The sequence below is a fragment of the Halobacillus sp. ABD4_316 genome (assembly GCF_056161385.1).
In genome coordinates this window covers 355,782-382,688 of record NZ_JBSWZA010000002.1, presented here as the reverse complement: position 1 = coordinate 382,688, position 26,907 = coordinate 355,782, and the positions used below count along the sequence as shown (strand labels likewise).

General features: G+C 46.4%; 25 protein-coding genes. 9 read left to right on the top strand and 16 right to left on the bottom strand.

The window, feature by feature from the left end; translation table 11 throughout:
* Positions 1-22 precede the first annotated feature (22 nt).
* The 9 genes from ACXAJH_RS08985 to ACXAJH_RS08945 form a co-directional block, all read right to left on the bottom strand.
* Positions 23-655: a response regulator gene (locus tag ACXAJH_RS08985; RefSeq protein WP_474969854.1), complete on the bottom strand. Its 633-nt coding sequence runs from the start codon at positions 653-655 to the stop codon at positions 23-25.
* On the bottom strand, positions 655-1,692 hold the full coding sequence (locus tag ACXAJH_RS08980) for a sensor histidine kinase (RefSeq protein ID WP_474969855.1): 1,038 nt from the start codon (positions 1,690-1,692) through the stop codon (positions 655-657). The genes ACXAJH_RS08985 and ACXAJH_RS08980 overlap by 1 nt, the downstream gene beginning before the upstream one ends.
* Positions 1,689-2,417, bottom strand: a complete 729-nt coding sequence (liaF, locus tag ACXAJH_RS08975; protein ID WP_474970808.1) for a cell wall-active antibiotics response protein LiaF — start codon at positions 2,415-2,417, stop codon at positions 1,689-1,691. The genes ACXAJH_RS08980 and liaF overlap by 4 nt, the downstream gene beginning before the upstream one ends.
* A gap of 81 nt (positions 2,418-2,498) precedes the next feature.
* Complete coding sequence (locus tag ACXAJH_RS08970) at positions 2,499-3,137, bottom strand: PspA/IM30 family protein (protein WP_474969857.1); 639 nt, start codon at positions 3,135-3,137, stop codon at positions 2,499-2,501.
* Between the two features lie 16 nt (positions 3,138-3,153).
* The gene (locus ACXAJH_RS08965) at positions 3,154-3,501 is read right to left on the bottom strand and encodes a lmo0954 family membrane protein (protein ID WP_474969858.1); all 348 of its coding nucleotides are present in this window, start codon (positions 3,499-3,501) and stop codon (positions 3,154-3,156) included.
* 546 nt (positions 3,502-4,047) lie between these two features.
* Positions 4,048-5,148, bottom strand: coding sequence for a M24 family metallopeptidase (locus tag ACXAJH_RS08960; RefSeq protein WP_474969859.1), 1,101 nt, complete (start codon positions 5,146-5,148; stop codon positions 4,048-4,050).
* 141 nt (positions 5,149-5,289) lie between these two features.
* On the bottom strand, positions 5,290-5,877 hold the full coding sequence (locus ACXAJH_RS08955) for a biotin transporter BioY (protein ID WP_474969860.1): 588 nt from the start codon (positions 5,875-5,877) through the stop codon (positions 5,290-5,292).
* 193 nt (positions 5,878-6,070) lie between these two features.
* Entirely contained in the window at positions 6,071-6,559 is a 489-nt protein-coding gene (locus tag ACXAJH_RS08950; RefSeq protein WP_474990273.1) for a carboxymuconolactone decarboxylase family protein, read from the bottom strand.
* Between the two features lie 73 nt (positions 6,560-6,632).
* Complete coding sequence (locus ACXAJH_RS08945) at positions 6,633-8,909, bottom strand: helicase C-terminal domain-containing protein (protein WP_474993698.1); 2,277 nt, start codon at positions 8,907-8,909, stop codon at positions 6,633-6,635.
* Between the two features lie 172 nt (positions 8,910-9,081).
* Between ACXAJH_RS08945 and ACXAJH_RS08940 the strand changes: the two genes are divergently transcribed.
* From ACXAJH_RS08940 to cysK, 3 genes are all read left to right on the top strand, one after another.
* A complete protein-coding gene (locus tag ACXAJH_RS08940; RefSeq protein WP_474969863.1) occupies positions 9,082-9,999 on the top strand; it encodes an SGNH/GDSL hydrolase family protein in 918 nt (305 codons plus the stop codon).
* Between the two features lie 17 nt (positions 10,000-10,016).
* Entirely contained in the window at positions 10,017-10,649 is a 633-nt protein-coding gene (locus tag ACXAJH_RS08935; protein ID WP_474969864.1) for a YpmS family protein, read from the top strand.
* An 87-nt stretch (positions 10,650-10,736) separates the two neighbouring features.
* Entirely contained in the window at positions 10,737-11,666 is a 930-nt protein-coding gene (gene cysK / locus ACXAJH_RS08930; protein ID WP_474969865.1) for a cysteine synthase A, read from the top strand.
* 290 nt (positions 11,667-11,956) lie between these two features.
* On the opposite strand, the gene ACXAJH_RS08925 is transcribed toward cysK, so the two are convergent.
* Positions 11,957-12,568 (bottom strand): trimeric intracellular cation channel family protein, encoded by a 612-nt coding sequence (locus ACXAJH_RS08925; protein WP_474969866.1) that lies wholly within the window; start codon positions 12,566-12,568, stop codon positions 11,957-11,959.
* A gap of 248 nt (positions 12,569-12,816) precedes the next feature.
* Between ACXAJH_RS08925 and ACXAJH_RS08920 the strand changes: the two genes are divergently transcribed.
* The 4 genes from ACXAJH_RS08920 to ACXAJH_RS08905 all read left to right on the top strand — a co-directional run bounded on the left by ACXAJH_RS08920 (position 12,817) and on the right by ACXAJH_RS08905 (position 15,316).
* Positions 12,817-13,344, top strand: a complete 528-nt coding sequence (locus ACXAJH_RS08920) for a helix-turn-helix domain-containing protein (RefSeq protein ID WP_474969867.1) — start codon at positions 12,817-12,819, stop codon at positions 13,342-13,344.
* A 16-nt stretch (positions 13,345-13,360) separates the two neighbouring features.
* Positions 13,361-13,510 (top strand): sporulation histidine kinase inhibitor Sda, encoded by a 150-nt coding sequence (gene sda, locus ACXAJH_RS08915; protein WP_474969868.1) that lies wholly within the window; start codon positions 13,361-13,363, stop codon positions 13,508-13,510.
* A 77-nt stretch (positions 13,511-13,587) separates the two neighbouring features.
* Positions 13,588-14,289: a YqjF family protein gene (locus ACXAJH_RS08910; protein WP_474993696.1), complete on the top strand. Its 702-nt coding sequence runs from the start codon at positions 13,588-13,590 to the stop codon at positions 14,287-14,289.
* Positions 14,290-14,362: 73 nt separating this feature from the next.
* Positions 14,363-15,316 (top strand): ring-cleaving dioxygenase, encoded by a 954-nt coding sequence (locus tag ACXAJH_RS08905; RefSeq protein ID WP_474969870.1) that lies wholly within the window; start codon positions 14,363-14,365, stop codon positions 15,314-15,316.
* A 174-nt stretch (positions 15,317-15,490) separates the two neighbouring features.
* Here ACXAJH_RS08905 and ACXAJH_RS08900 read toward each other — a convergent pair whose 3' ends face one another.
* Positions 15,491-17,440, bottom strand: a complete 1,950-nt coding sequence (locus tag ACXAJH_RS08900) for an aconitate hydratase (protein ID WP_474993694.1) — start codon at positions 17,438-17,440, stop codon at positions 15,491-15,493.
* 225 nt (positions 17,441-17,665) lie between these two features.
* On the opposite strand from ACXAJH_RS08900, the gene ACXAJH_RS08895 reads away from it, so the two are divergent.
* Positions 17,666-19,036, top strand: a complete 1,371-nt coding sequence (locus tag ACXAJH_RS08895) for a tetratricopeptide repeat protein (RefSeq protein ID WP_474970451.1) — start codon at positions 17,666-17,668, stop codon at positions 19,034-19,036.
* A gap of 262 nt (positions 19,037-19,298) precedes the next feature.
* On the opposite strand, the gene ACXAJH_RS08890 is transcribed toward ACXAJH_RS08895, so the two are convergent.
* The 5 genes from ACXAJH_RS08890 to treP all read right to left on the bottom strand — a co-directional run bounded on the left by ACXAJH_RS08890 (position 19,299) and on the right by treP (position 25,316).
* Positions 19,299-20,696 (bottom strand): MBL fold metallo-hydrolase, encoded by a 1,398-nt coding sequence (locus ACXAJH_RS08890; protein WP_474993692.1) that lies wholly within the window; start codon positions 20,694-20,696, stop codon positions 19,299-19,301.
* 171 nt (positions 20,697-20,867) lie between these two features.
* Positions 20,868-21,371 (bottom strand): DUF6933 domain-containing protein, encoded by a 504-nt coding sequence (locus ACXAJH_RS08885; protein WP_474993690.1) that lies wholly within the window; start codon positions 21,369-21,371, stop codon positions 20,868-20,870.
* A gap of 88 nt (positions 21,372-21,459) precedes the next feature.
* Entirely contained in the window at positions 21,460-22,176 is a 717-nt protein-coding gene (gene treR, locus ACXAJH_RS08880; RefSeq protein WP_474969874.1) for a trehalose operon repressor, read from the bottom strand.
* 21 nt (positions 22,177-22,197) lie between these two features.
* A complete protein-coding gene (treC, locus tag ACXAJH_RS08875) occupies positions 22,198-23,883 on the bottom strand; it encodes an alpha,alpha-phosphotrehalase (protein WP_474993688.1) in 1,686 nt (561 codons plus the stop codon).
* 23 nt (positions 23,884-23,906) lie between these two features.
* On the bottom strand, positions 23,907-25,316 hold the full coding sequence (gene treP, locus ACXAJH_RS08870) for a PTS system trehalose-specific EIIBC component (RefSeq protein ID WP_474969876.1): 1,410 nt from the start codon (positions 25,314-25,316) through the stop codon (positions 23,907-23,909).
* 313 nt (positions 25,317-25,629) lie between these two features.
* On the opposite strand from treP, the gene ACXAJH_RS08865 reads away from it, so the two are divergent.
* On the top strand, positions 25,630-26,859 hold the full coding sequence (locus tag ACXAJH_RS08865; protein WP_474969877.1) for an MFS transporter: 1,230 nt from the start codon (positions 25,630-25,632) through the stop codon (positions 26,857-26,859).
* The last annotated feature ends 48 nt before the right edge of the window (positions 26,860-26,907 follow it).

Below are 26,907 nucleotides of genomic sequence, written 5' to 3'. Positions count from 1 at the left end.
GTTCGTATACTCTTTCATGTATTTAATGGACAAGATCATGTTTGAATGCGTAAATGACGGCCTGCGTCCTGTCTGATACTTGTAATTTCCCAAGAATACTGCTTACGTGAACCTTTACCGTTTTTAAGGCTATGAACAACTCTTCTGCAATCTCCTGGTTCGTCCTGCCATCTGCCATCAGAAGCAGAATTTCCTTTTCTCTGTTCGTCAAATCTTCATGGAGCGCCCGTTGGTCGGGGTGACGCATCTTTGTCATGATTTTCCCGGTGACTTCCGGTTCCAGAATGGACCGTCCTTCAAAAGTGGCACGGATCGCCTGGGCAATTTCCTCTGCTTTTGACGTTTTCAGCATATAACTGACCGCTCCCGCCTCTAAAGCGGGATACACCTTCTCATCATCAAGAAAACTTGTGACGATGATAATCTTCGCCTCCGGCCACTCGGCTGTAATCCGCTTTGTCGCTTCAATCCCATCCATATGTTCCATCACGAGGTCCATCAAAATAATGTCCGGCCGGTGTTGAAAGGCAAGCGCTACAGCATCTTCGCCGTCCCCTGCTTCAGCGATCACCTCAATATCCGGCTGCGAGGACAAATAGGCGGATACACCAATACGGACCATCTCATGATCATCTGCAAATAATACTCGAATCATCAGGATTGACCTCCTTTAAGTCGGTGGGGCACTTTTACTTCCAACCGGGTCCCCTGTCCTTTCACACTGACAACCTTTAGCACGCCGCCCACTTCAAAGGCACGCTCCTCCATATTTTGGAGACCGTAGGAACTCGTTTTTTTCTCTTCCACATGAAACCCCATACCGTCGTCGATCACTTTCAAAATAACGGTTTGATCACGCTCCAGAAGCATAACCGAAAGGGTCGATGCCTTGGCGTGCCTCAGTGTGTTGGATACCGATTCCTGCAGAATCCGGAAGAGCTGGTCCTCCACACCTTTTTCTAATGGAAATGTTTCAATCGTCCAGTCAATCTGAAGCGGCACCTTTTGGATCAGCTCCTGAAGAAGCTCTGTCATTCCTTCCGCCAGCGTTTTATCTTTCAAGGGAACCGGCCGAAGATGGAGGAGCAGTGCCCTCATTTCGAGCTGGGATTGATGAATCATCCTCTCTACCATCTTCAGCTGCCGATCCACGCCTTCCCGCTCATGGTCTTTTGTCTCATTAATGGCTGACATCATCATGGAAGCGGCAAACAACTGCTGACTGACAGAATCGTGAAGTTCCCTGGCCAGACGATTCCTTTCTTGTATGACTACTTCCTGAAGGCTTTTTTCCCGTTCTTCCGCTCTTTCTGTAACCATACGTTGAGAAAGCTCGGCTTGTTTCACAATTTTCTCTTCCAGCTGTTTCATTCGATCTTCAATTCTTTTCACTTCTGCCAGATCCGCCGTGTCCGTCTCCAGAGGACTGCCTTTCACGACTTCTCCAAGCTGCTGTTCGATATGGGTAAGCTGACGACGCCAGTACCACCCCTGGGCCGTACCGGTTACAAGTCCCATAAACAGGGATAACAGCAGAATCAAAAATCCATACGGAAGATCGAGCACCTCTCTTGTCCAGAGCACTGACCACCGCTCTACCGGAAAAGCGGCGAATGTTACAGCGGTCAGGAGAACAGCAAATAGAAAGAACGTGAAAAGTCCCGACCCAATCTGCCTCTGCCAAAGGTTCATATCCGCTTCACCTCGAGATCACCGGAAAATATCGACGTAATCACCTTCACCCGGGGCTTATTTTCCTGATAATCCGGTGTTTGGTAATACGTCATCTGATTGAGCATTCTGGACTTTTTAAACTGAAAAATCGAGCTTCTTCCAATGATGGCGCTGTGAAGGATCGTCACTTCCACCTCATACGGAACATAAATCGTGACATTGCCTATAAAATGACGGATGGAAATAACGGATTCGTTCGAAGGAAGAACGGTCTCACTTAAATCGATAACCCGGTCGCCTATGCCTCCGTGCACATTCACATCCTGCCACGGATAGGAATGTGGGGGCGTCGCCTGCCGCCCAAAAAACTTTTGAGTGAATACAGGTTCTTCCGGAGGGTCATGCGGTTCCTGGTCCATCTCTCCAAGCTGAACGTTTTCCGGGTGCTGCTTCGTTTTGTAATAATGACGGACCGCCAGAAAAAGGATGGCCAGCACGAGAAAACGAACGGCAATCATACTTAGTACAGTCAGCCCGAGACTGACCGCCCCGATCCAAAACATGACTTTTCTCCAAAGCGGTCTATAATTCTTCCAACCGAAGTAAATCAGTACGGCTGAAAAACCGACAGAAAAAATGAGACCTCCGTTAAAGAACACTATTTCAATAATCAGGAGAATCACCCCCGTGATTAAAATCGTGTTCAGCATATCTGTTGAAATTCTTTTAAGCACAGCGGTCATTCCCCCTTCCTCTTATCCACCTGCGCCCTTTAGACAAAGGAAAGACGCAGAGAACTGCGCCTTTATCATACCATGATTTAGTTACCCCGACACTTCCTGCTTATTCCGGACCTTTTTCTCAATCTCTGCCATCTTACTGTCAAACGTATGACGGTAATAGGCACTGTTCACCTTATACTCCAGGTCCTCCATGTAACGGTCGATCTCAGAGAATCTGGAATACGGCTTGTCTGAGCCATCCTCCAGCACACGGTTCATTGTGTGATGCGCACGCGCTGTATTTTCACGTCCCATAAACGCCATCCGTTTCAAATGCATATCCTTTAGTTTATGCTTCATTTCCTCATACTTACGCTCAAGGGCCTCCAGCTGCTCTACACATTCTGCCTGAGACTGCTTCAGCTTTTCAGCACGCGATTCATATTCTTCCTGCTCTTTTACCGCAAAATTATGCATGGACGTTTCGCCGGCCTGTTCAGCCACATGCGCCTGATGCTTACGTTTCTCAGCCAGATCTGACGCTTTTTGATATTCCCTCGTGAATTCATCCTTCAACTGGTACTGCCTCTCCACCAGCTTCCGGACTTTTTCCGTCTCCTTTTCACTTTCTCTTAAGTACTGATTCAGCATAGCGGCCGGGTTCTTCTGTTCCTTTTGGTCCAATGCCTCATGAAGATCTGCCGTAATTGAATCCTTTAGTCGTGTAAATAGGTTGGCCATGTTTCCATCTCCTTTGTTATTTGTTCAACTCTGCCCATTGACGCTCAAAATTTGTAAATGGATCGTCTTTTTTTTCAGACGCGGGATCACGTGGACGGCTTGTCCAATTTTTATAAATCCAGTAAAGGACAAAAGCAGCAGCGACGCCGACGACCGCGTAAACATTGGAAACAGCGACGCTTAAAACAATCAAGCCGACGACCATCCAGCCGATCTTCCCGGCTGTCGAGTCACTTTTCACAAACTGCTTGAAAACGATATAAAGCAGCCACACACTGACACCAAGCAGAATCATCGGGCCAAGGTTCGCAATGAATAATCCAAGGGCAATCAGACCTGCGAGGAACAACAGAAACTTTTTCATGTATTTCCCTCCCTGCACTGTTCTTGTCTTTATCATACCGGTGCTGAAGGATTTCCGTAATGAGCCGGGGATATATCTTTATCTAAGACCAGAGGCTTATATCCCTTCCGCCCTCGTTTTCCATAGGAGAGAAAAGATCTATATACCTTCCGGAACCAAAGCCCTCCCATTCGTTTGTTTTGATTTCACAGACAAAAGGAATGATCGTCCGGCCCGCACTTTTTCTACAATAAAAGCTCTGTTAAAGTCTGTGGTTGATATTTCAAACGATTACTAAATCGTTTCCGTCTGGAATTAGGGGTCCGGTCTGCTATTTACTCAGAGCATGGGATGGCAGGGAAAACCGTCCGCTTTCCGCGGCTCACGGTACCCCACGGAAAGGGAGTCATTTTCAAGGCCGCCTCCTACAAATCCCATGACAGAAAGGGGTGATGATAGGAGCTCACATGTTAAATAACAACACCAAGCAATAACAGAGACACAATAAAAAAAGGAAAGGTGCCTTCTGCAGGCACCTTTCCTTTGATCGTCTTACGGCTGCTCTATTCACTTTATGATGGTGAGTTCTTTTGGTGTTTCTGTCAGCGTGACAAATCCTTCCGGGGTGACAAGTACATCATCTTCAATACGGACACCGCCGATTTCAGGATCGTAAATGCCCGGTTCGAGCGTATACGTCATCCCTTCTTTTAATACCCCGTCATTCAAATGGCTCATAGAAGGGAATTCATGCACATTGATTCCCAGTCCATGTCCAATCCGGTGTGGAAACTTATCGCCGTAGCCGGCTTCTGTAATGATCTGACGCGCCGCTTCATCCAGATCACCAATCCTTGTTCCAGGACGACTGATGGCCAGGGATGCATTCAATGCTTCCAGAACCGTTTCATAGATAGCTTTCTGCTTTTCATTGACAGAGCGGAAAGCGAAGGTCCTCGTAATATCAGACGTGTATCCTTTCCAGACGACTCCAAGATCAAACAGGACAAGGTCTCCTTCTTTTAATCTACGGTCTCCAGGATTTCCGTGAGGGTGGCCGGATTTCTCACCAAAAAGCACCATCGTGGAGAAGGACATTTGAGCGACGCCTTTTTTCTTAAGCTCATACTCAATCGCCGCCAGGACTTCCATTTCCGTAACCCCTTCATTCAGGGCTTCTGTCCCTACCTTGACCCCGAAATCTGCGAGTTCTGCCGCTTCCTTCAAAACCGCGATTTCCTGCTCATCCTTCACGACACGCATCTCGTTTAATTTCCCTTCGATGTCCAGAACCTCTGCGTCATCAAACAACGCAAAAAAGGACTCACTACGCCCGTAGGAAAGCACTTCTTTTTCTATGCCCACATGATGTACGTTCGTGATCCCCGCCTGATTCATAGAATCCTTCATCAACGTCCAAGGATTTTCATGATCAGCGTAACCAATGATTTCATGGCTCCACCCTGTTTCCTGCAGCTGTGCTTTTTCCATTCCCGGAAGAACAGCTATAGGGTCTGCTTCCGGAAAGACGACCAATCCTAACAGTCTTTCATGAGGGTCAGTTAGAAACCCGGTTAAATAAAAGAAGTTTTCCGGTGAATTAATAAAAGCTGCATCAATACCCTTCTCCTTCAGGTAGGCAGCCAGTTCATCCAAACGATGTTTCATTCTCCATCTCTCCTTTCGAATCTTCTTTCATCATATAGCAATCCAGACCGTTATCCAACTCACACAAAAGTCCGAAAAATGGCAAAAAAGCCCTGTCCCCTATGCGGGCAGGACCTTACGTTCTTTCATGAAACGACAGGACTATGCCGCCTGTCTGAGTCTTGTTTTGGAAAGCCACGCCTTTTCCAACCTCTGAGTAAACAAGACTGCACCTACGGCGAGAATACTGTCCTTTATGATAAACGGCACCATACTGGACCACGCCAGAGCGAGACTGATCCCGTCTCCTCCCACCCAGAAATTCAGTGCGAGATAAAATAATTGGACACCGACAAAATAGTTGATGATGATGCCGGCGGCAGCGGCCATCATGTACCTCGGCATCGTCCGCCTGGATTCAGCGATTTTCCCTACAAAATAAGCAAGAATAATATAAGACAAAATAAATCCGAACGTCGGAGCAATCACAACCGACAACCCGCCTTTAAACCCAGCAAAGATCGGTGCTCCCGCCAAACCTAAAAGAACATACACGAGAATCGAAAAAGACCCGAGACGGCTTCCGAGCATAAGCCCTGCCAGAATAGCGAAAAACGTCTGCAGGGTCAGAGGAACTCCCATAACCTGGAGAAATGGCAGGTAAGCCGTAATATTGGCACCGATAGCCATCAGCGCAACAAATAAACTCCCTAAAGTGATGTCATAAACGCTTAGTTTCGACTTCTTCATCATTTTTCCTCCTCCACAACTTCTTCCTTAAAGATAAAAAAACCCTGACATAATGTCAACACTAATTTATTTTAGTTTACAATAAACTTTTTCAAACACACACCTTTTGAAAAAATACACAGCGGCCAAAAAAAGACTGCCGGAAAAGTTCCCGACAGTCTGAAAATCCCAGTCTCGAGCGGTGCTTAAACCTTTACAATCCAAGCCCCATCGACAACTGATTCGTATAGCTCGTATAAGCCACGGTATGGTTGATCACAGCAATCTCACGAACACTAAAGCCTGCTTTCGTAAGGCGGTTCACGCTGTCCTGATCCACCTCTACAGGTTTGGCGGTTAACTGTTCGGCATAATTCAGGACAGCTTTCCACTGCTCACTCATGGATGATGCTTCATAATGATCCAGCCATTCTTCTACATCATTCACACCTGTGTGGCCTTCTAACAAGGAAGCATGACTTTTTGTACAGTAGCGGCAGCCATTTTTCATTGACACAAACGTGATGACCGCCTCTCGCAAATCATCTGGAAGGCCGGTATTCTTCACTGCCTGTTGAAGTGGAAGAAAAGCTTCATATAAACCGGGGTCATTGGCAATAAGCCGGTCAAACAAAGAGGAAGGCTCATCTTCTCCTCTTATTTCTTTCATATGCTGTTGTTTCACAGGTTTAATCCAAGGCATATCCATCCCTCATTTCTACAAAATCCATTCCCGGCACAGCGGTATCCGCCAATAAATTTCCCGGGAAATCTTTTTATTTAATAATTCGATAATTTCTCCAATCTTCTGGGAATAAACTCGTGTATTTTCCAGAAACAAACCGGTCATCTATAAGCTGGATAGCTCCATGATCCTCTTCCGAACGGATCAAGCGTCCACCAGCCTGGAGCACTTTGTTCATTCCAGGATATACGTAAGCATAATCATACCCCCGGCGGCCTTTCTCATTGAAATAGTCTTTAATCAACTCTTTCTCGAAGTTTCTTGGAGCCAGACCGACACCAACGACGGCCACACCATTCAGCCGGTCTCCGCGGAGGTCGACACCTTCAGAAAAAACACCACCCATGACAGCAAAACCTGCCAGACGCCCTCCTGGAACGAATTGGGCAAGAAAATCCTCCCGCCGGCTCTCATCCATGCCCCTTTCCTGCATGACTGCATCGACAGGGGACATCTGCCGGAACTCTTGGTAGACAAGCTCCATGTAGTGATACGACGGGAAAAAGAATAAGTGGTTTCCACTATAGCTTTCCACCTGGTCTTTCAACCGCTCTGCCAGAATTCCGGCCGTTTGATTCCGGTTTTTATACCGGGTTGATAACGGCGTAATTGTGACATCCACCTGAGAGGCGTCGTAAGGGGATGGAAGCTGAAGGATGTAATCCTCCTTCGTCCCTCCCAGCATTTCTTTATAATAGGCAAAAGGTGAAAGCGTGGCTGAAAAGAATGTACCGGAGCGGAACCCATCTGTCACCTTCTTTAATACGTGGGAAGGATCCAGGCAGAACAACTTCAGCATCAGGTCCCCATTTTCCCCTTTTGCCGCTATAAAACGATAATGATCATCCACAAACTCAAAAATCCTCAGGAAATTCTGGGCGGTGAAATACAAGTCAACAAGAGATTCGGAGCGCTCGTCCTCCGCTTGTTCCTGGATGATCTGCTCCGTTTTCCCAATGAACCGTTCCAGGTTTTCTTCCAGTTCTCCAGGGATCTCATTGATGACGATCTCTCCACCTTGGAAACCGGCAAGGCGCTCCAGGTCATCAGCCACTGCCAGGGCGGTCTTTCGGACCCCCTCCTCGTCTTCCCACGAATCAGAAGCCTCCCTGAATGGGTTTTTATAAATCGAGGCCGAGTACATTTCTCTCGCCCGTTCAACAAGGTTATGCGCTTCATCCACAAGGAGAGCTGTTTTTTTCTTACGGTCAGGCATCAGCCTCTTTAAGGCAACACGCGGGTCGAAGATGTAATTGTAATCACTGATGATCACGTCCACCACATCCGTAAGGTCAAGAGAAAACTCAAACGGGCATAAACGGTGTTTTCTGGCATACGCTTCAATCACAGGGCGTGTGAGCTGCGTCTCATTCCTCAGTACATCCACAATGCCGTCATTCACCCTGTCGTAATACCCATCTGCATATTCACAATAATCCGGCTGACAGATCGTTTCCTCCTGAAAACAGATTTTCTCCTTAGCCGTTAAGGTGACCGACCTCAGGGAGAGACCGTGCTCTTCCATTTTGGCCAGTGCCTCCTCAGCTGTCGCTCTCGTCGTCGTTTTAGCGGTTAAATAGTAAATCCTGTCCATTTTATCAAGAGAAAGAGCTTTGACAGCCGGAAATAAAGTCGATATCGTCTTCCCGATGCCGGTGGGGGCCTGAGCGAACAGGTTCCGCTTTTCTTCAATCGTCCTGTACACACTCCCCGCCAGTTTCCGCTGGCCTGTCCGATAGGTAGAGAACGGAAAAGAAAAGGAAGGAACCGTGGCTTCCCTCTGTTCCTCCAGATGATGAAGGACAGAGGCGTAGGATTGATAAGCCTTCACGGTCTCCTCCATAAAGTCAGCCAGTTCCTCATGCGTGAATCTTATCTGCAGGCGTTTCTTTTCCTTCGTCCGTTTCTGCACATAGGTCAGCTGGACATCGATTTTTTTCAGGTTTTCCTGGAGAGAATAGATATAGGCGTAGCCTTTTGCCTGAGCCCAGTAAACGGGATGAGAAGAACTGTCGAGTTCCTCCAGGTCCCCGGATGTCGACTTGATTTCATCAATGACCGGCCCGTCTTCTCCCTCAAGCAGGCCGTCACACCGGCCCTGGACAATCAGACGAAGCTCTCCATACGCATATTCACACTGAAGGAAAACTTCCTTTTCATCTCCGTCCTTATATTTCTTCTGCACTTCCTGATGGATGGCTGTTCCCTCCAACAGAGCTGTATTGGACTGGAACCTTTCATCAATACTTCCAGCCCTGTACACATAAGAGACCAGCTCTCTTACAGAAATCGTCATACTTCGATCCATTTTTCAAACGCCTCCCGCAACCAATTCGTTCCCTACCCTCATCTTCCAACACTCGTTCACGTATGTCTATTGTAAAGGCGTCATGCTATAATTATGGATAAAACTTTTTCATTTCCCATAAAAATAAAACCACATATAATAAAATTAACGCCCCCTCAGGAGGGATCCTAACGTGAAAAAGTGGAGATGGACAGCCTCCATCCTGCTTACTCTCATTCTTGCCTTTTTTATAACAGCCTCCTTTATCTATACACCAGAGGAGCAGGAGTCATCCAGCACACCTGATGAACAGCCGTTAGAAACAGGAGACGCGGATGTAGAAGAGCAGCCAGAGATAGAGCAGGAGGAAGTTTCAACAGAGGAAGACGAAAACGCCCTTGGCGAAGGTCTGCGGGACGTTTTCACAAGTGTCATGGACAGCGCACGTGACCTTTTCATAAAAAATGATTTGACCGTAGTTGCCATTGGGGACTCTTTGACGCAGGGCGTCGGAGACGGGACAGATAATGGCGGCTATGTTGGTATTCTTGAAGACAACTTCACAAATACTAACAACAATACGTCTCTTGAAGTGATCAATTACGGAAAACGCGGCAATCGTACGGACCAGATGTTAGAACGGATGGAAGACGAAGATATTTCCCGGTCCATCGAACAGGCAGACATTGTGCTCATCACCATCGGCGCCAACGATGTGATGAAGGTGGTTAAAGATAACTTCACAGATTTAAACTACCAGGACTTCCGAAACGAACGCGATGGATATGAAGAGCGGCTCAAGGAAATTATTGAGAAGACACAAAACTTGAACGGCGAAGCCCCCATCTACTTCGTTGGTCTGTACAATCCATTTAACCAGTATTTTGATAACATCCCCGAGCTTGGAGAAATCATGGGCGATTGGAACGAGGCGAGCGAAAGGATCATCGGCACCTATGATCAGGCCCACTTTATTCCTATCCGTGATATCTTTGATGGAAACGAAGAAGAACTCCTATGGGAAGAAGACCATTTCCACCCCAATGAACAGGGATACAAGGAAATGGCAGAACGCGTACTCGCTCATATTAGAGAAGATATTGAAGAATAACCTGGGTGGAATGATAAATGAAACGATTACTTCTTAACAATAAATGGCGGACATCCTTCTGGGTCCTTGCCATCATCAACATCGGGATCATCGGGTGGCTTCTGGCTTTAGTCTTTCTCCCGAGCTCGTATACCCTTGTCAATGTAGACCGTGGTAAAGAAAACACCGATGCCGAGTTCACCATTGTCTCAACGAAAGAGAATATGGAGCAGCTCGCCAATGAATACTTATCCGAGCTGTCCAACCAGACCGTATTTGATTACTCCGTCTCGATCGACAAAAACGTTACGTTATCCGGTAATATCAAGGCTTTTGAACAGGTAGTCCCCATCAAGGTGGAATTAAACCCTGTGGTCCAGGAAAACGGCGACCTTGTTCTGGAACAGGAGAAAATCTCTCTTGGGCAGCTGCCACTTCCTAATAAGAAAGTACTGGAATTCTTAAAGGATAACTACAATCTGCCGGAATGGGTCATCGTGAACCCGAATGAAGAAAATATCTATGTTGCCGTCACCCAGATGGAAACGGCCAGTAACTTCAATGTGAAAGTGGACCGCTTCAACCTGAATGCCAACCAGCTGGCTTTTAAAATTTCCGTACCGAAAGATACGTTCCAATTCGCCCAGCAGATGGTGGAAGACAATTTTTGAAGCAGTCGGGAGAGCACAGCGGATGAATGGCCTCCACTTCCTATGGTAAACTTAAAGCAACAGGTCTAACAAAAGGATGTGACGTTCATGCGCGTAGTCAACAACATTGCGGATCTAATCGGAGATACTCCGTTAGTGAAATTAAACCGCCTGGCTCCAGAGGGTGGCGCAGATATTTATATGAAACTGGAAAAGTACAACCCGAGCGGCAGTGTGAAAGACCGGGCTGCTTTCAATATGATTGAACAGGCTGAAAAGGATGGATTTTTAAAAGAGGGATCCACCATCATTGAACCGACAAGTGGAAATACGGGAATCGGTATTGCGATGAATGCCGCCGCCAGAGGATACCGCGCTGTTCTAGTCATGCCGGACACGATGACACAGGAACGGATCAATCTTCTGAAAGCATACGGAGCGGAAATTGTTCTGACGCCGGGAGACGCCAAAATGCCCGGAGCCATCGCCAAGGCAAAAGAACTGGTCGAAGAAATCGACGGCGGCTTTATGCCGATGCAGTTTGAGAATATGGCCAACCCTGATGCTCACCGCCATACCACAGCTGCAGAAATTATCGAAGCAATGGATGAACTCGGTAAACCGCTGGCCGGTTTTGTCTCCACAGCAGGGACTGGAGGAACGATTACAGGAACCGGTGAAGAATTAAAAAAACGCTTCAAGGACATGACCATCCACGTTGCGGAACCGGCAGGATCTCCCGTGTTGTCGGGCGGTCAGCCAGGCAAGCATAAGCTGGTCGGTACAAGCCCGGGATTCATTCCAAGTATATTGAATCAGGAGATTTATGATGAGATTTACCAGGTCACCGACGAAGATGCCTATGACATCACCCGTCGTCTGGCCCGTGAAGAGGGGCTGCTCCTTGGGACATCCTGCGGCGCCGCCTGCTGGGCTGCCATCCAGGCCGCCAAACAGAAAAAACCGGGAGAAGTCATCGTCTGTATCGCTCCGGATACAGGAGAGCGCTACTTATCAGGCGATCTATTCCGATATTAAAAGATATAAAAAAGGAGTCCACGATGGACTCCTCAGCTTGTAGAGAAACCCCTGTTTCTTTACAAGCTTTTTTCTTTCTTACCGCCAGGAGCGAAAGCCCCTTCCCTTTCCGCGGAGGAGCGTTTGGTGGTGATGCCTGCGGGAACAGCACGGGCCGAAGATCCACTTGGACAGGCGGTCTTCCTGATCAAGTCAGCGGAGGGCGTGCCCGCGGCATTCATCCACCGATAAGCGGAACGTGACCCTTCCCACGACAAATGGACAACTCAAACTGGTTAACACAGGCTTTTTTAGATGCGGTACAAATCCCGAAATCGTAAATGCCATCCGAGATGATACGACAACACGCGGCTCAGGATAATCAGTAGAAAAATGCTGTAGGTATGAAAGGGATTGTAAAGGTCGACCCACCCAAGCCCAATCACAACACCAGTCACCATTGCCCATACCGCGTAAATCTCCTGGTGAAGCACCATCGGGCGCCGCTGGGCCAGCACGTCCCTTGTCACACCCCCGCCCACTCCTGTCAGGATGGCAGCGAAAACGATTCCGCCCAGTGGGAATTCATGCTGGACAGCAAAGGACGCTCCCTGCAGAGCGAATGCAGAGAGTCCCACAGCATCAGGATATATATTCCAGCGGTCCCAGGCCATTACCCACGTTTTTGGAAAAAAGTACACAATGGCAATGGTGATTAATGCGACGTAAAATAAGTATCCCTGATCCCATACGTGAATCACCGGCACATCCAAAGCAATGTTCCGGATAATCCCTCCCGCGAACGGTGTGGCGATTCCTAAAATAAACGTACCGAATATATCATACCTCTCGTTCAGTGCGACAATAGCTCCACTAAAAGCAAATGCACTGACGGCGAGGATGTTTAAAACTTCCCATGTCATGCCTATCCCCCTCCCTCTGCTTCCCGATATACGAATGTCATGCCGCACCGATTATACCAAATTCTCCATCCCCTCTATCGAAAAAACTCAAAAAATGTAAAAAATGCGAACAAAACGCTAGGACTAGTATGTTTTTTTCTATACACTACCATATATAGTGAATTTTGTTGCAATATGCCACAAGGAATTTTCTTCAATAAGTAGAATTCATTATATAACTAAGCAAAGTAGGATGTGATGAACCAGAAATGAGAAGCTGGCTGATCAATTTAAGAAAAGAACAGGCACTCACCCAGCAGGAGATTGCAGAAGGAGCTCATATTGATAGAGCCTATTACGCACAAATAGAGAACGGTACCAGAAACCCCAGTATGACGGTTGCTTCTCAAATTGCGTCTTACCTGCACATCAATCCATCTCTTTTTTACACCGAGCACTTAAGTGAACCTTTCGAAAAAGCGCTCGTAAATTCCCCCATAGTCATTGCTCACTGTGATTTGAACCTCCGTTATACATGGATGTTCAACCCCCACCCGGACTTTAAAATGAATGTAGTCATGGGTAAAACAGATGAGGAACTGGACTTTAATGAAGGCACAACAGCATTGATGAAGCTGAAGCAGCGTGTGATCGACGATGGAATGGCGAGAAGAGAAATCCTCGCCTTTCCCCTATCCGAAGGCTTGACCAGATATGACGTATTTGCCCAGCCTCTTTACGATCAGCTTGGAAGTATTACAGGTGTGGCAACAGTTTCTGTTGAAATGCTTACGTAACGAAGGAGGAACTGCTATGGCTTTTGATAAACTATCTCCCTTCCTCCTGAAAGATGCCATTCATAAAGCCATGGAGTTGAAGCTGGAGGAGGAGTTCATCCAGCTGCTGCTGAATGAGATGAGGAAAAGGGAAAGAGAAGCAGGAGAAATCGCTTCTTTCGAATAACCGGAACAGCCGATTGAACACCTTCGGAATGTATGTTTCCACTTCAGGGCGGGTAAAGCTAACCAGAGGTGATAATCATGGATAAGAACCGATGGATTATGCATCAGGACTGGGATGATTTATATTTCATACACTGGCCCGTCCCTGTAGATGAACTGCGGCCTCATGTACCTGAGGAGCTCGATATAGACGAATTTGACGGCTCAGCCTGGATTGCTGTAGTCCCCTTCCGTATGAGGAATATCCGGTTCCGCGGCCTGCCGAAACTCCCGTTTGGCACGGATCTTCTGGAACTGAATGTAAGAACATATGTCTCCTACAACGGCGAACCAGGGGTTTATTTCATTACCCTTGACTCCGATCATCCTCTCGGGGTTTTTTTAGCGCGCACCGCTTTCGGACTTCCTTACGTCCACGCCTCTATGCGGATGGATAAAAATGATTCGATCACACAGTTTTCCAGCAGGCGGACCCATAAAGGGTACACACCTGCCCACTTTCATGCGGAATTCCAGACACTCAGTGAGCCTATGCAGGCCCGTCCAGGCTCACTTTTATACTGGCTGACGGAAAGGTACGCCCTCTGGGTGGTTCGGGGGAAGCGTGTTTATAAAGGGCCCATTATTCATAATAATTGGATGCTGCAGAAAGCTGAAGCGGCCGTAGGAACGAATCATCTGCTGGACTTTCTCCCTGCCGAACATTTCCAGCGTCGACCGATCACCTATTATTCCAAATCCGTCCAGACACGTATTTTTCCGTACGAACGGAAGTCATGAGCGCACATGTTGAACCTCATGACTCTCTGCGTTATAATTATCTCGAATTCAAAGTAAATGAGGAGGATCATTCATGGAGTTAAAAGGCATCCATCACGTATCAGCCATTACAGCTTCCGCAGCCAATAACTATGATTTTTATACAAGTGTGCTTGGGATGCGGCTCGTCAAAAAGACGGTAAACCAGGATTCCCCTTCTATGTACCACCTATTCTATGCGGATGAAAAGGGAAATCCCGGGACGGACCTGACCTTTTTCGAAATCCACCGGGCCGGCCATACCTATCCGGGAACAAGGAGCATCTCCACTACATCTCTACGGGTGAAAGATGATGAAGCCCTGCTATTCTGGCAGAAGCGTTTGAATGATTACGACCTTGATGTAGACAGGATACAGGAACGTCTGGGTAGAAAAACGCTCGCGTTCAGAGACCCGGAAGGCCAGCGGCTTATGCTTGTATCCGATCAGAACAACACCGGCGTACGTGCAGGAACACCCTGGAAAAACTCCCCCATTCCTCAAGACAGCGGTATTCTTGGACTCGGCCCTGTTCATTTGACCGTTCATGAAGCCGTTAAAACAGAAAAAGTACTGACGGAAGTCCTCGGTTTCCGTAAAGTCGGCGCCTATGATCAATGGACGGTTTATGAAACAGGGGAAGGTGGGTCAGGAGCTGAAGTCCATGTGGAGGAAAAGCCGGATGCACAACCTGAAAAGCCTGGAAGGGGCAGTGTTCACCACGTTGCCTTCCGCGTTGAAAATGAAGAAGAATTAGCAAAGTGGAAGACAATCATCGATGCCGCCGGTTATCCGAATTCCGGTCTTGTCGATCGCTTTTATTTCAAATCATTGTACTTCAGAGAAGCCAACCACATTTTATTCGAACTGGCTACAGACGGACCTGGATTTGCCACTGACGAAGACCCCGCACACCTGGGTGAATCACTGGCTCTTCCACCGTTCTTAGAGCACGAACGCGAAAAAATCGAAAAAACGCTGGCTCCACTGGATACTTCCAGAACATGAATCGTGCTCCATTGTGCATACGCCTCGTACAATCCGCCAACCGTACGAGGCTTTCTTTATTCTTCTCATCTCCTCCCTTCCGAAAAAACGGGGAAGCAGACTCCCAAAGCATGAAAAAAGCTTGTAGAGAAATACCTTTCCCTACAAGCTGATTTCGTTAAAATGCAATCTGTATTACGATTCAAGACGCGATTTAACCCAGTTGATTAAACCGCCCTTTTCCATAATGTCCATTTGTCTGTCTGATAGGGCATGCTCCAATTTAATCGTTTGGCCCCTGCCTTTAATTTCAGCTTCAACCACCGGCGATTTTTTGATCTGCTCTCTCAATCCTTTGAAAACGAGAACGTCTCCCTGCTCAATCTCTTCCAATTGAGCCGGATCCTTGAATGTAAGCGGCAGGACGCCAAAGTTGGCCAGGTTCTGCCAGTGAATTCTGGCAAAATCTTCGACAACCGCTACTTTCATCCCTAAATACTTAGGAGCCAGAGCGGCATGTTCCCGGCTGGAACCCTGTCCGTAGTTGGCACCTGCCACAACAGCATGACCACCCTTTTCTCTCTGTTCCATCGCCCGGTCATAGTACGTGTCATCTACGATCTCAAAGGTGAACTTACTAATTTCCGGCAGGTTACTTCGGTATGGCAGCACTCGCGCTCCTCCTGCAAGAATCTCATCGGTCGAAATGTCATCCCCCATTTTCAGGAGCACAGGGAGCTCCATTTCGTCCGGAAGTTCCTCCATTTCAGGAATCGAGGCGACGTTTGGTCCTTTGACTAATTCGACGTCCTTTGCCTCCTCGTAGGGCAGAGGTTCATCCAGAAGACGTGTATCCACGGTCGGCTCATCCAAATCCTTCTCGTCAGGATAGTCAAACCCGGCTTTTCTCGGGTCCGTTATGACTCCTGTCAAAGCAGAAACGGCTGCGGTTTCCGGGCTGCATAAAAAGACACTGTCTTCTTTCGTCCCGGAACGTCCGGGGAAGTTTCTCGGTGTTGTACGCAGGCTGTTCCGTCCTGTGGCAGGTGCCTGTCCCATACCGATGCATCCATTACACCCCGCCTGATGGAGACGTCCTCCAGATTGAAGGAAATTAGCGATATGCCCTTCCTGTGACAAGTCAATCAGCATTTGTCTGGAGGTCGGATTTATATCAAAAGAAACGCCATCGGCTATATGTTTACTTTCAACAATTTTGGAGGCTGTCGCAAAATCACGGAATCCAGGGTTCGCCGAGGAACCGATATAAGACTGGTAGATTCCTTCTCCCTCCACTTCCTCAACAGGTACCACGTTTCCCGGACTGGAGGGCTTGGCCACCATTGGTGTAATTTCTGAGAGATTCAATTCATCGTGGACATCATATGTGGCATCTTCATCCGGTGACAGTTCTATCCATTCGTCTTCCCTGCCTTGAAGCTTCATAAATCGTTTCGTTTCCTCATCGGAAGGAAAGACCGTTCCAGTTGCCCCAAGCTCTGCTCCCATATTCGCTATGACATGCCTGTCCATGGCTGTGAGATTTTTCAAACCGGGTCCATAATATTCAAACACGTGGTTCACTCCGCCTTTGACCCCGTGCCTGCGCAGCATTTCCAGTATGGCATCCTTCGCACTGACCCAGTCCGGAAGGGAACCGCTCACTTTTACGCCCCATACTTTCGGCATCTTTACATAAAACGGTTCACCGGCAACAGCCATTGCGACATCGATGCCGCCTGCCCCCATGGCAAGCATGCCCATACTGCCGTTGGCACATGTGTGGCTGTCAGATCCCAGCAGTGTTTTCCCCGGCCTCGCCAGCCTCTGCATATGAACAGGATGACTGACACCATTTCCCGGACGGCTGAAATAAAGCCCGAACCGCTTGGCGGCACTTTCTAAGAACAAATGGTCATCTGGATTTTTGCTGTCTTCCTGGATTAAATTATGGTCTACATACTGAGCAGAAACCTCTGTTTGAGCCTTTTCAATCCCCATTGCCTCCAGTTCAAGCATCACCATTGTCCCTGTAGCATCCTGCGTAAGAGTCTGATCAATTTTCAAACCGATTTCCGATCCAGGCGTCATCTCTCCCTCGACTAAGTGGTCCTGGATCAGCTTCTGTGTGACATTGTATCCCACACGAATCACTCCTCCTCACTGATTGGTCGATATTTCAAGAATAGATGAAATTTTCCTATACCTTTTATACCCGTTCTCGTGTATCATTACTCATAAACCCATATTTTCCCTTGAAAAACCTCTAATGGACACCCATTCTGTCCCTTCTATGAAAGTCACCTTCAAAAACCACCTCTTAAGTACCATTTTTTCTGCGACTTGGGAAACTGCCGAAATTTATTGAAAATGATGAAACGAACATGTATTCTAAAAATAGATTTGAAAGAGAATTGTTCTCCCAAATCAACAGTTGATCAACTAGGTGTGTGGAAAATGGAATATGGAAAAGTGCTTCGGTTCCATCGGGTGAAGCAAGGGTTAACACAAAACCAGCTCGCAGATGGAATTATTTCGCCAGCGTATTTATCCAAGATTGAGAACGATCAGACCGTTCCTGCCTCTGAGGTACTCGAACTTTTGTATGAACGCCTCGGCCTTGATTTTCACGACTCTTCCTATAACCACCCTTCCAAAGAAAAGCTGAAGGAATGGTATAAAACGATTTTTTACAAGCAAAGGGAAGACGCGGAAAGATTGAGAGAGGAACTTTCTCATCAAAAGGATACGCTGAACAATCATCATCTGTATATATTTTTCGAGCTCTTCCGCATTCGCCATCTTTTATTAGAAAACAAGGTGGAGAAGGCTTATGAGGCATGGAAAGATATTAAACAGCATGAAGATACATTCGATGTTGAAATGAAGTACTATTTTCACGTAAGTTCCGGCCTGCTTGAATATTATCGAGGGAATTTTGATGAATCTTTTCAACAGTTGATGAAAGCCAAGAACTACATCAGTTCAGCGGGCATCGAAAAGTGGGAAATAAGCGATTTATATTACCACTTATCTTTAAGTTCCAGCCAGGCTCATCATGTTTCTGCCTCTGTTTTCTATGCAGATCAGGCCTTGGAAGCTTATAAGAGCCAGTACGATCTTGCCAAAAGTGCAGACTGCCACATTCTTCTAGGCATCAATTACAGCCGGTTGAAAAACTATACGAAATCTCTTGAAAATTATAATCTGGCTAAAAAGATTGCATCTCAGACCAAAGATAATCAACAACTCAAACTGGTTTATATCAACATTGCAGTGTTGGAATCCAGAATTGAAAACCACGATTCTTCCATTCATAATTATAAGAAAAGTTTAGAATATGTTCGTGAATCTAAATCTACTTATGATTATCACGAGTACTTGAATATCATTCACGGGCTGGTCATTGAACACTACCGCTTGGATGATAAATCCGGGTGTCTTGAATGGATTGAAAAAGGCTTATCGGAAGTCGAAAAAACTGCTTCTGAAAGTCACTACCTGCACTTTATGGTGTATTACAATTTACTGAAAGAACTGCCTGAAACACTTCCCTTCATTGAGGAAACTGTCCTTCCTTATTTTCAAAAAAAGAAGGAACATGTTTATGTGATCAGGTATTCTAAGTTCTTAGCCGATCTCTTTGAAAGGCAGAGAATGTATAAACGCTCTTCCGAATATTTAAGGTTAGCAATGCAATTGTTAAATAAACATTCTGACTTAGGAGGAATTATGTTATGAAAAAGATCATTGCATTTGTCGCTGTTCTAGGTCTGGCTGTATCTATCGCCGCTCCGATGACTGCAGATAGCGCAGTAGAAACTTACCCTAGACCATTAGTTGCTGAGCAAGTTTAATTTACGTGTTAATTTAATTTTTATATAATTAACACCTCCCCTAATCCTATACCTATACAAACTTTCGCCTCTACTTTTCTTGAGTAGGGGTCTTTTTTTACCAAAAAAACACGACCTTGTTCCCAAAGTCGTGTTTTCATCAGGATTTATTTATCCCTTTGTTGTTCCCAGGCCGCATATCCACCCTTCAAGTTGATGGTGTCCTTAAAGCCGTTGGCCTGCAGCAGGCTGACGGCGATCGCGGAGCGGACGCCGGATTGGCAGTGGACGATCGGTGTCCGGTCGTTCGGAATTTCATCCAGGTTGTCTTTCAAATGTCCAAGCATGAAATGACGGGCCTGATCCATGTGACCTGCCTGCCATTCACCTGGATTACGCACATCGATGACCACATATTGATCATCCTGTTTATAGTGACTCTCCAGTTCCTCCGGGGTAATGGACGTATAAGTTTCAAGTCCTCCGATCTGACTGAGATCTGATTGTGCAACATAAGCTGTAACTTCATCCAGACCGATGGCTTCCAGTGATTTTTTCATTTCATCTAACCGGCTTTCCTCACCGATGAGTACGATGGACTGGTCATAGTCGACGAGCCAGCCGGCCCAGTTTGAGAAAGATCGATTGTAAGGAATATTGATCGTTCCTGGAAGGTGGCCTGCCGCAAAGGTCCACTTATCTCTCGTGTCAATGATGACCGTATCATTTCCTCCATAACCTTCCAGTTGATCCACTGTCAATTTCTTTATATCTCTTCCCTTATTCAAAGACGGGCCTTCTTTATTCAGCTTTTTCATCATCCCAAAATATTTCGGTGGTTCCGGCTGTCCATCAATCAATTCCTCTGTAAATTCATCGATATCCGTGTGCTGAAGCGCCCAGTTATTTGCTTTTTCATAGCCAACCGTAGAAGCAGGGACTGCTCCTAATGATTTCCCACAGGCACTGCCTGCGCCATGACCCGGCCAGACTTGAAGATAATCAGGAAGTTCTTTGAAAGCTTCAAGGGACTGGAACATTTGGCGCGCTCCCTGCCTGGACGTCCCTTCTGAACCGGCAGCCTTTTCCAACAGATCCGGACGGCCGACATCCCCTACAAAGACGAAGTCTCCTGTGAAAATCCCCATAGGAACCTTGGAGCCTCCTCCTTCATCAGTTAAGACAAATGAAATACTTTCAGGGGTATGTCCGGGGGTGTGAAGAACATCAAATTTAATATTTCCAACGTAAAACTGATCTCCCCCGTTCAGTAACACGTGATTCAATTCATTTAAATACTCGTATTTCCAGTCATTGTCTCCCTCATTGGACAAATACAGAACAGCTCCAGTATGCTGAGCCAGTTCTCTGGCACCAGAGAGAAAGTCGGCATGAATGTGTGTTTCCGTCACTTTCGTGATTGTAAATCCTTCTTTTTCAGCTGTTTCAAGATAAGGATTGATATCACGTGCGGGATCAATCACCATAGCTTCACCCGTTCGCTGGCATCCTGTCATATATGACATCTGAGCTAATTCTTCATCAAAAAATGATTTAAAAAACATCGTTCGCATCCTCCTTAAAAAGCTTATATTGAATTTATAACATACCCCTAACCGTATGTAAAACCAAGAAGCTTATATACGTCTGTCCCACTTCGGACCAAGAAAAACAAGGGAATTTCCAATGAGGCACCGGCTTATTTATAAAAAAATGCACACGAATACCGTGTGCATTTACTCTTCAAAGTATTTGTTTAAAGTGGTGACGGGATCCAGGTGCTTCAGAGGGCTCATCGGGAATACATTGTTATCCTTATTCAACGCTACGGCGTCGATTTCCTCGTAAGACAGGTCACGCACGGTATGATCGATTCTTGCTTTTGTTTCATTCATCATGCCCATGACACTGCGGTTATCCGTTTTGGTATAAACGATTTCATCAGTGGCATCAAGGATATAGTAGGCTGCCTTCTTATCAACATCCAGCAGTTGAAACAGCTGCTGAAGGGAGCCTTTAATCACATTATCCAGATGCTCAAATTGTTCTTTCTGCAAACCGAAGAGCGTCAAATTTATACCCGTTTCATTGTTCATAAGCATCAGGCACTTTCTACCCTTCACCGTAATCATATTTGCATGCCATTTATATAAATCGGGGACATCCTGATAATCATTCAAATCACGAACAGGGGATTTCAATTCATTCTGCAGTTTTTTTGTAGCACCAATGACGAACATCTTTCCACCTCTTTCATTTCTTTAGCTACACCTATTTTACCTTTTTCACTATAAAAAACAAAGGAGAACCATTACGGCCCTCCTTTGTTCAAGCTTTCGTGCGCCTGGCGAAGTCCACAAATTGAAACTTGTCAGGACGGTGTCTGGATTCTGTAAATTGAAAGGCTGTCGTATCGGCAAGGTAGACATAACTTCGAATAACGACCACCTGCTGATGACCATTCAAGTCCAGCAGTTCCCTGTCTTCATCCGTGATATCTTCGACGACGATTTCCTTTTTGGCAAAACTGATTTCAAGTCCCAGCTCTTCTTCTATATAGTGATAGAGAGACTGCTCCGCTGTTTCCTTCGTAATATCCGGGATCAAATCTTCACGGATATAGTCTTTATCAAGAATGATCCGTTCTCCATCAATTTCTCTTGAGCGGATCAGCTTCCAAAGTTTCGCATCTTCCGGACATCCCAGCTGCCTTCGGATGTGGGAGGCCTGTGTGACGATCGCCAATTCATGCACCGACGTTTTCACTTCCTGTCCCATCTGGTCAGCCAGCTCTTTAAAGCTGGTCAGACCCGAAACAGGGAATTTGAATTTGTTCCGTTCCAGAACGACCGATCCCTTCCCACGCACTTTTTGGATATATCCATTTTGAGCAAGCAAATTCAGCGCTTTTCTGATCGTTTCCCGGGATGTATCAAACTGAGCAGTCAGCTCATGTTCAGATGGAAGTGTCTCACCGGCAGAAAAGACCCCCTGCTGTATCTTTTTCACGAGTTGATTAAAGATGACTACGTATTTGTTCTTCAAGGTTTATCCCCCTCTTCCATTTTACCTGCCTGGGAGATGATAAACCACAGATTCATAAGGGCGGAGAGAGATTTCTTTTCTGATTGATGGTGCGTCCTCATAGTTGCTGATCAACACGTCCATCTCTTCCTGACTGTCTATGGATGATGGCAGCTGGAACGTCGCAGCTTCTCCGTAAAAGTTATTGATAACCAGCAGCTTTTCTCCATTCCACTCCCGAAGATAAGCGAACACCTGTGGATGTTCCGGCGTAAGAAGCTGGTAATTCCCGAACGTAATGATATCGTGGGACTTCCTCAACTGAATCAGCCTGCGGTAATGATGAAAAATGGAGTTTTCCTTATTCATGACCTTTTCAGCATTGATGGTTTTGTAGTTATCTGCAGGCTCAATCCACGGCGTTCCATCTGTAAACCCGGCATTCGAGTTATCATTCCACTGGACAGGTGTCCGTGAATTATCTCTCGATTTCTGCTTTAGAACAGCAAGGATCTGATCTTCATCGAACCCTTTTCCTTTAAATTCTTCATACATGTTCAGGGATTCCACATCCCTGTATTGATCGATATGGTTGAATTTAGGATTGGTCATTCCAAACTCTTCTCCCTGATAAATATAAGGCGTGCCCTGCATCATATGAATGACAGTCGCAAGCATTTTCCCGGATTCCTCCGGATAGTTCACGTCATCTCCAAATCTTGAGAGGACGCGCGGCTGGTCGTGGTTGCACCAGAATAGAGCGTTCCACCCGCCGCCTTCATTCATTTCCTTCTGCCATTTCGATAAGATGGCTTTCAGTTCATGAAAATCAAAGTCGGCTACGGTCCATTTCTCTCCACCCGGATAGTCCACCTTCAAGTGATGGAAGTTAAAGGTCATGCTGAGCTCCTTGCGTTCAGGAGCCGTATATTTGATGCAGTGGTCAATCGTAGTTGATGACATTTCCCCAACCGTCATCAAATCATAAGGCTGGAAAACTTCCCGGTTCATTTCCTGCATGAATTCATGGACCCTTGGACCATCCGTGTAAAATTTACGGCCGTCCCCCGGAGCTTTAGAGCCATCATCATCAGGAAATTCCTGGTCCTTGGATATCAAGTTAATGACATCCAGGCGGAAACCGTCGACACCTTTCTCTCCCCAGAACCGCATCATTTCATAAATATCCCCGCGCACCTGTTCATTTTCCCAATTCAGATCTGCCTGAGTAATATCGAAAAGGTGAAGGTAATATTGACCGGACGTTTCATCATAGGCCCAGGCACTCCCCCCAAACTTGGATTTCCAATTGGAAGGCGCACCACCGTTTACAGGGTCCTTCCAAATGTAATAATCCCTGTACGGACTTTCCTTGGACTGAAGAGCTTCCTGAAACCATTGATGTTCGGTCGACGTATGGTTCACAACAATATCCATGATCAGCTTCATGTCGCGTTTGTGCGTTTCATGAAGCAGTCGTTCAAAGTCTTCCATTGTTCCGTATTCATCATGAATATCGTAATAATCACTGATGTCATACCCATTATCATTCTGAGGGGATTTATACATCGGAGTCAGCCAGAGAACATCCACTCCAAGTTCATTCAGATAATCCAGTTTCTCAATGATCCCCTGGATATCTCCGACTCCATTGCCCGTTGTATCGTTAAAGCTTTTCGGATAGATCTGATAGACAACCGCTTTTTTCCACCAGGGCTGTTCATTCATGACCTCACCACCATTTCATAGTTTTATACGTCTTTTTTACGTTTTGCATAGAGATACGTTCCTACTAGAGGGAGCACGATGACGATAGCCATCCCTATCATGAAATCCAGCCAATAATCGCTGACGATGGAGAAAATGCCCGGCACACCGCCGACTCCAATCGAATTAGCCAGCACCCCTTGAGCTGAGATATACAGTCCGGCAATGGCGGATGAACTGACCGCTATAATGAATGGATATTTGAAGCGCAGGTTCACACCGAATAAGGCAGGCTCTGTAACCCCAAGCCATGCGGAAACTCCTGACGATACACCAAGCCCCTTCAGTTTTTCATCCTTCGATGCAAGCCAGATCGCAAACGCCGCTGATCCCTGGGCAATGTTAGACAAGGCAAGCATCGGCCATAGGAATGTCGTGCCTGTAGAACCGACAAGCTGGATATCTACAGCCAGGAACGTATGGTGCATCCCTGTTATGACGAGCACGCCGTACAAGCCGCCGTAAATCAGCCCGCCAAGCCAGGAGAACGTATCAAATACAGCTACAAGTCCATCTGTAATCCCGTTTCCAATCGCAAATGTAATCGGCCCAATGATAATGAAGGTCAAAAAGCCTGTGACAAGTAAAGCAATCGGCCCAACGAAAAGCAGTTGTATGCTGTCCGGAATCCGCTTGCGCAGGAACAATTCAATCTTCGTAAGCAGATAAGCTGCAGCCAGGACTGGAAGCACCTGACCCTGATAGCCGATTTTCTCGACCGTCATACCAAATAAATTCCACGTAGGAACGGAGCCTTCGGAAACAGCTTCCCCATAGGACCAAGCATTCAATAAGTCCGGGTGAACGAGAACGAGTCCAATAACAATCCCTAAAATCGGACTGCCTCCAAATTTCTTGACAGCGGACCACCCGATCAATCCAGGCAGGAACACGAATGCCGTATTGGCGATAATAATAATCATGTTCGCAATATCAGACCACTGAGGATACACATCAATCAAAGACTGATTATCAAAGAAAATATCGGGTGCTGTAAGCAGATTGTTGATACCCAAAAGCAGACCAGCGGTTACGATGGCCGGCAGAATCGGAATGAAAATATCAGCCAATGTTTTTATGGCTCGTTGGAGCGGATTCATTTTTTCACTTGACGCTTGTTTCACTTCTTCTTTTGTAGACTCACCAATACCGGCCAGTGCTACAAATTCCTTATACACTTTATCAACTGTTCCCTGGCCTACGACAACCTGGAACTGGCCATTCGTAGAAAAAGAACCTTTGACGGCTTCAATCTGATTCAGTTTCTCCTGATCGACAATCCCCTCATCATGCAGGGCCAGCCGCAGCCGAGTGACACAGTGCGTGGCAGCCGACAGGTTTTCCTTTCCACCAATGGCTTCTAAAATTTCTTCGGCCTGTTTTTTGTGATTCATATCCTTACCTCCAGATGTTATTTTTTCTTCCCAAACAACGAGGTTCATCTACGGGTATCCAAGCGCTATTCTTAAACGCTTTCAACAACCATCAAAATAAACTTGTATATACATGATATGACTTTATTATAATTTGTATATACAAGTTATGCAACCGTTAACATTAATCATTTATAAATGGACTTTCTTTCCTTCATGAAGAAAAACGAAAAAAGCCCAAAACATCGTTATTATATGAGCAGATTGTTTTTTCATCCCTATCTGTTATGGTATATATTTAGGGTGTCGAAATAAATAGGAAGAAGGGATAAGCATGCAGACCAGCACAGCAGAAGCCCGGAAAAATGTGTGGGTGATGTGGTTTGCAAATTTCTTTATTGCAGGAAGCATCACGATGGTTCTTCCTTTTTTGTCGTTGTACATTGAAACATTCGGAAATTTCTCAGATGCCTACGTTCAGACATGGTCCGGATGGGTATTCGGCGTCACATTTGTCACTGCTTTTATATTTTCACCGATATGGGGGAAGGTTGGAGACCGATATGGACGGAAGAAAATTCTCGTCATGTCTGCGCTCGGACTAGGCTTATCGGTCTTCTTTATGGGGCATGCCACATCCGTTTGGCAGCTCTTTTTCCTGCGTTTATTTATGGGCGTATTCACCGGGTTTATTCCCATGTCCCAGGCCCTTATCTCTACGCAGACACCTAAGGAGACAGCCGGACGTGTACTGGGAACGCTTCAGACCGGGAGTATTACCGGCAGCCTCCTCGGACCGCTGCTCGGGGGATGGATTGCCGATGCCATTGGTTACGCCGCTACATTCCAATACGTTTCCTTTACCGTAGCCCTTTCAGCCATCATCGTCTATTTCGGGGTACGTGAGCAGAAAGTGAAAAAGGAAAGCGCCGATGAGAAAACCAGCTATAACACGAGAGAAGTGCTCAGCCATATTGTTCACCACCCACTATTACTAATGGTTATGGTGGTGTCCTTATTTGTCCAGATTGCCCACTTCAGTATTCAACCGATCCTTTCCTTGTTTGTCGGGGAACTCCACGGCCCGGAAAACCTCGCCTTGTTTTCCGGAATTGCATTTTCCGCTGCCGGACTGGGTAATTTAATGATGGCTAGAAAATGGGGAAAAATCGCAGACCGGATCGGTTATATAAAGATTCTCATCTTCCTTCTGGTTATGGCAGGTGTCGTATACCTGCCGGCCGCTTTCGTTACGAACATATGGGAGCTTGTTCTATTAAGGTTCCTTCTCGGTGTTTCCATCGGAGGCATTATTCCTGTTCGAACTGCTTACATTAGACAGCAAGCCCCTGTAGCTATGCAGGGAGAAGTCCTTGGCTACAACACCAGTCTCCGTTTCCTAGGAAACATCATCGGCCCCGCCATGGGCGGTATGGTTGCAGGTGCATATGGATTTTCGATGGTCTTTTTCGTGACCAGTGGATTGCTTCTTCTTTCCGGTGGCATGCTGTTTTTGGTCCTTCACAAACGTAAACCCGTTTTCAATCACGCATCCAGCCACTAACAGATTTTATCTGTTAATATAGGTGTAAAGACATTCCGGGAGGGATTC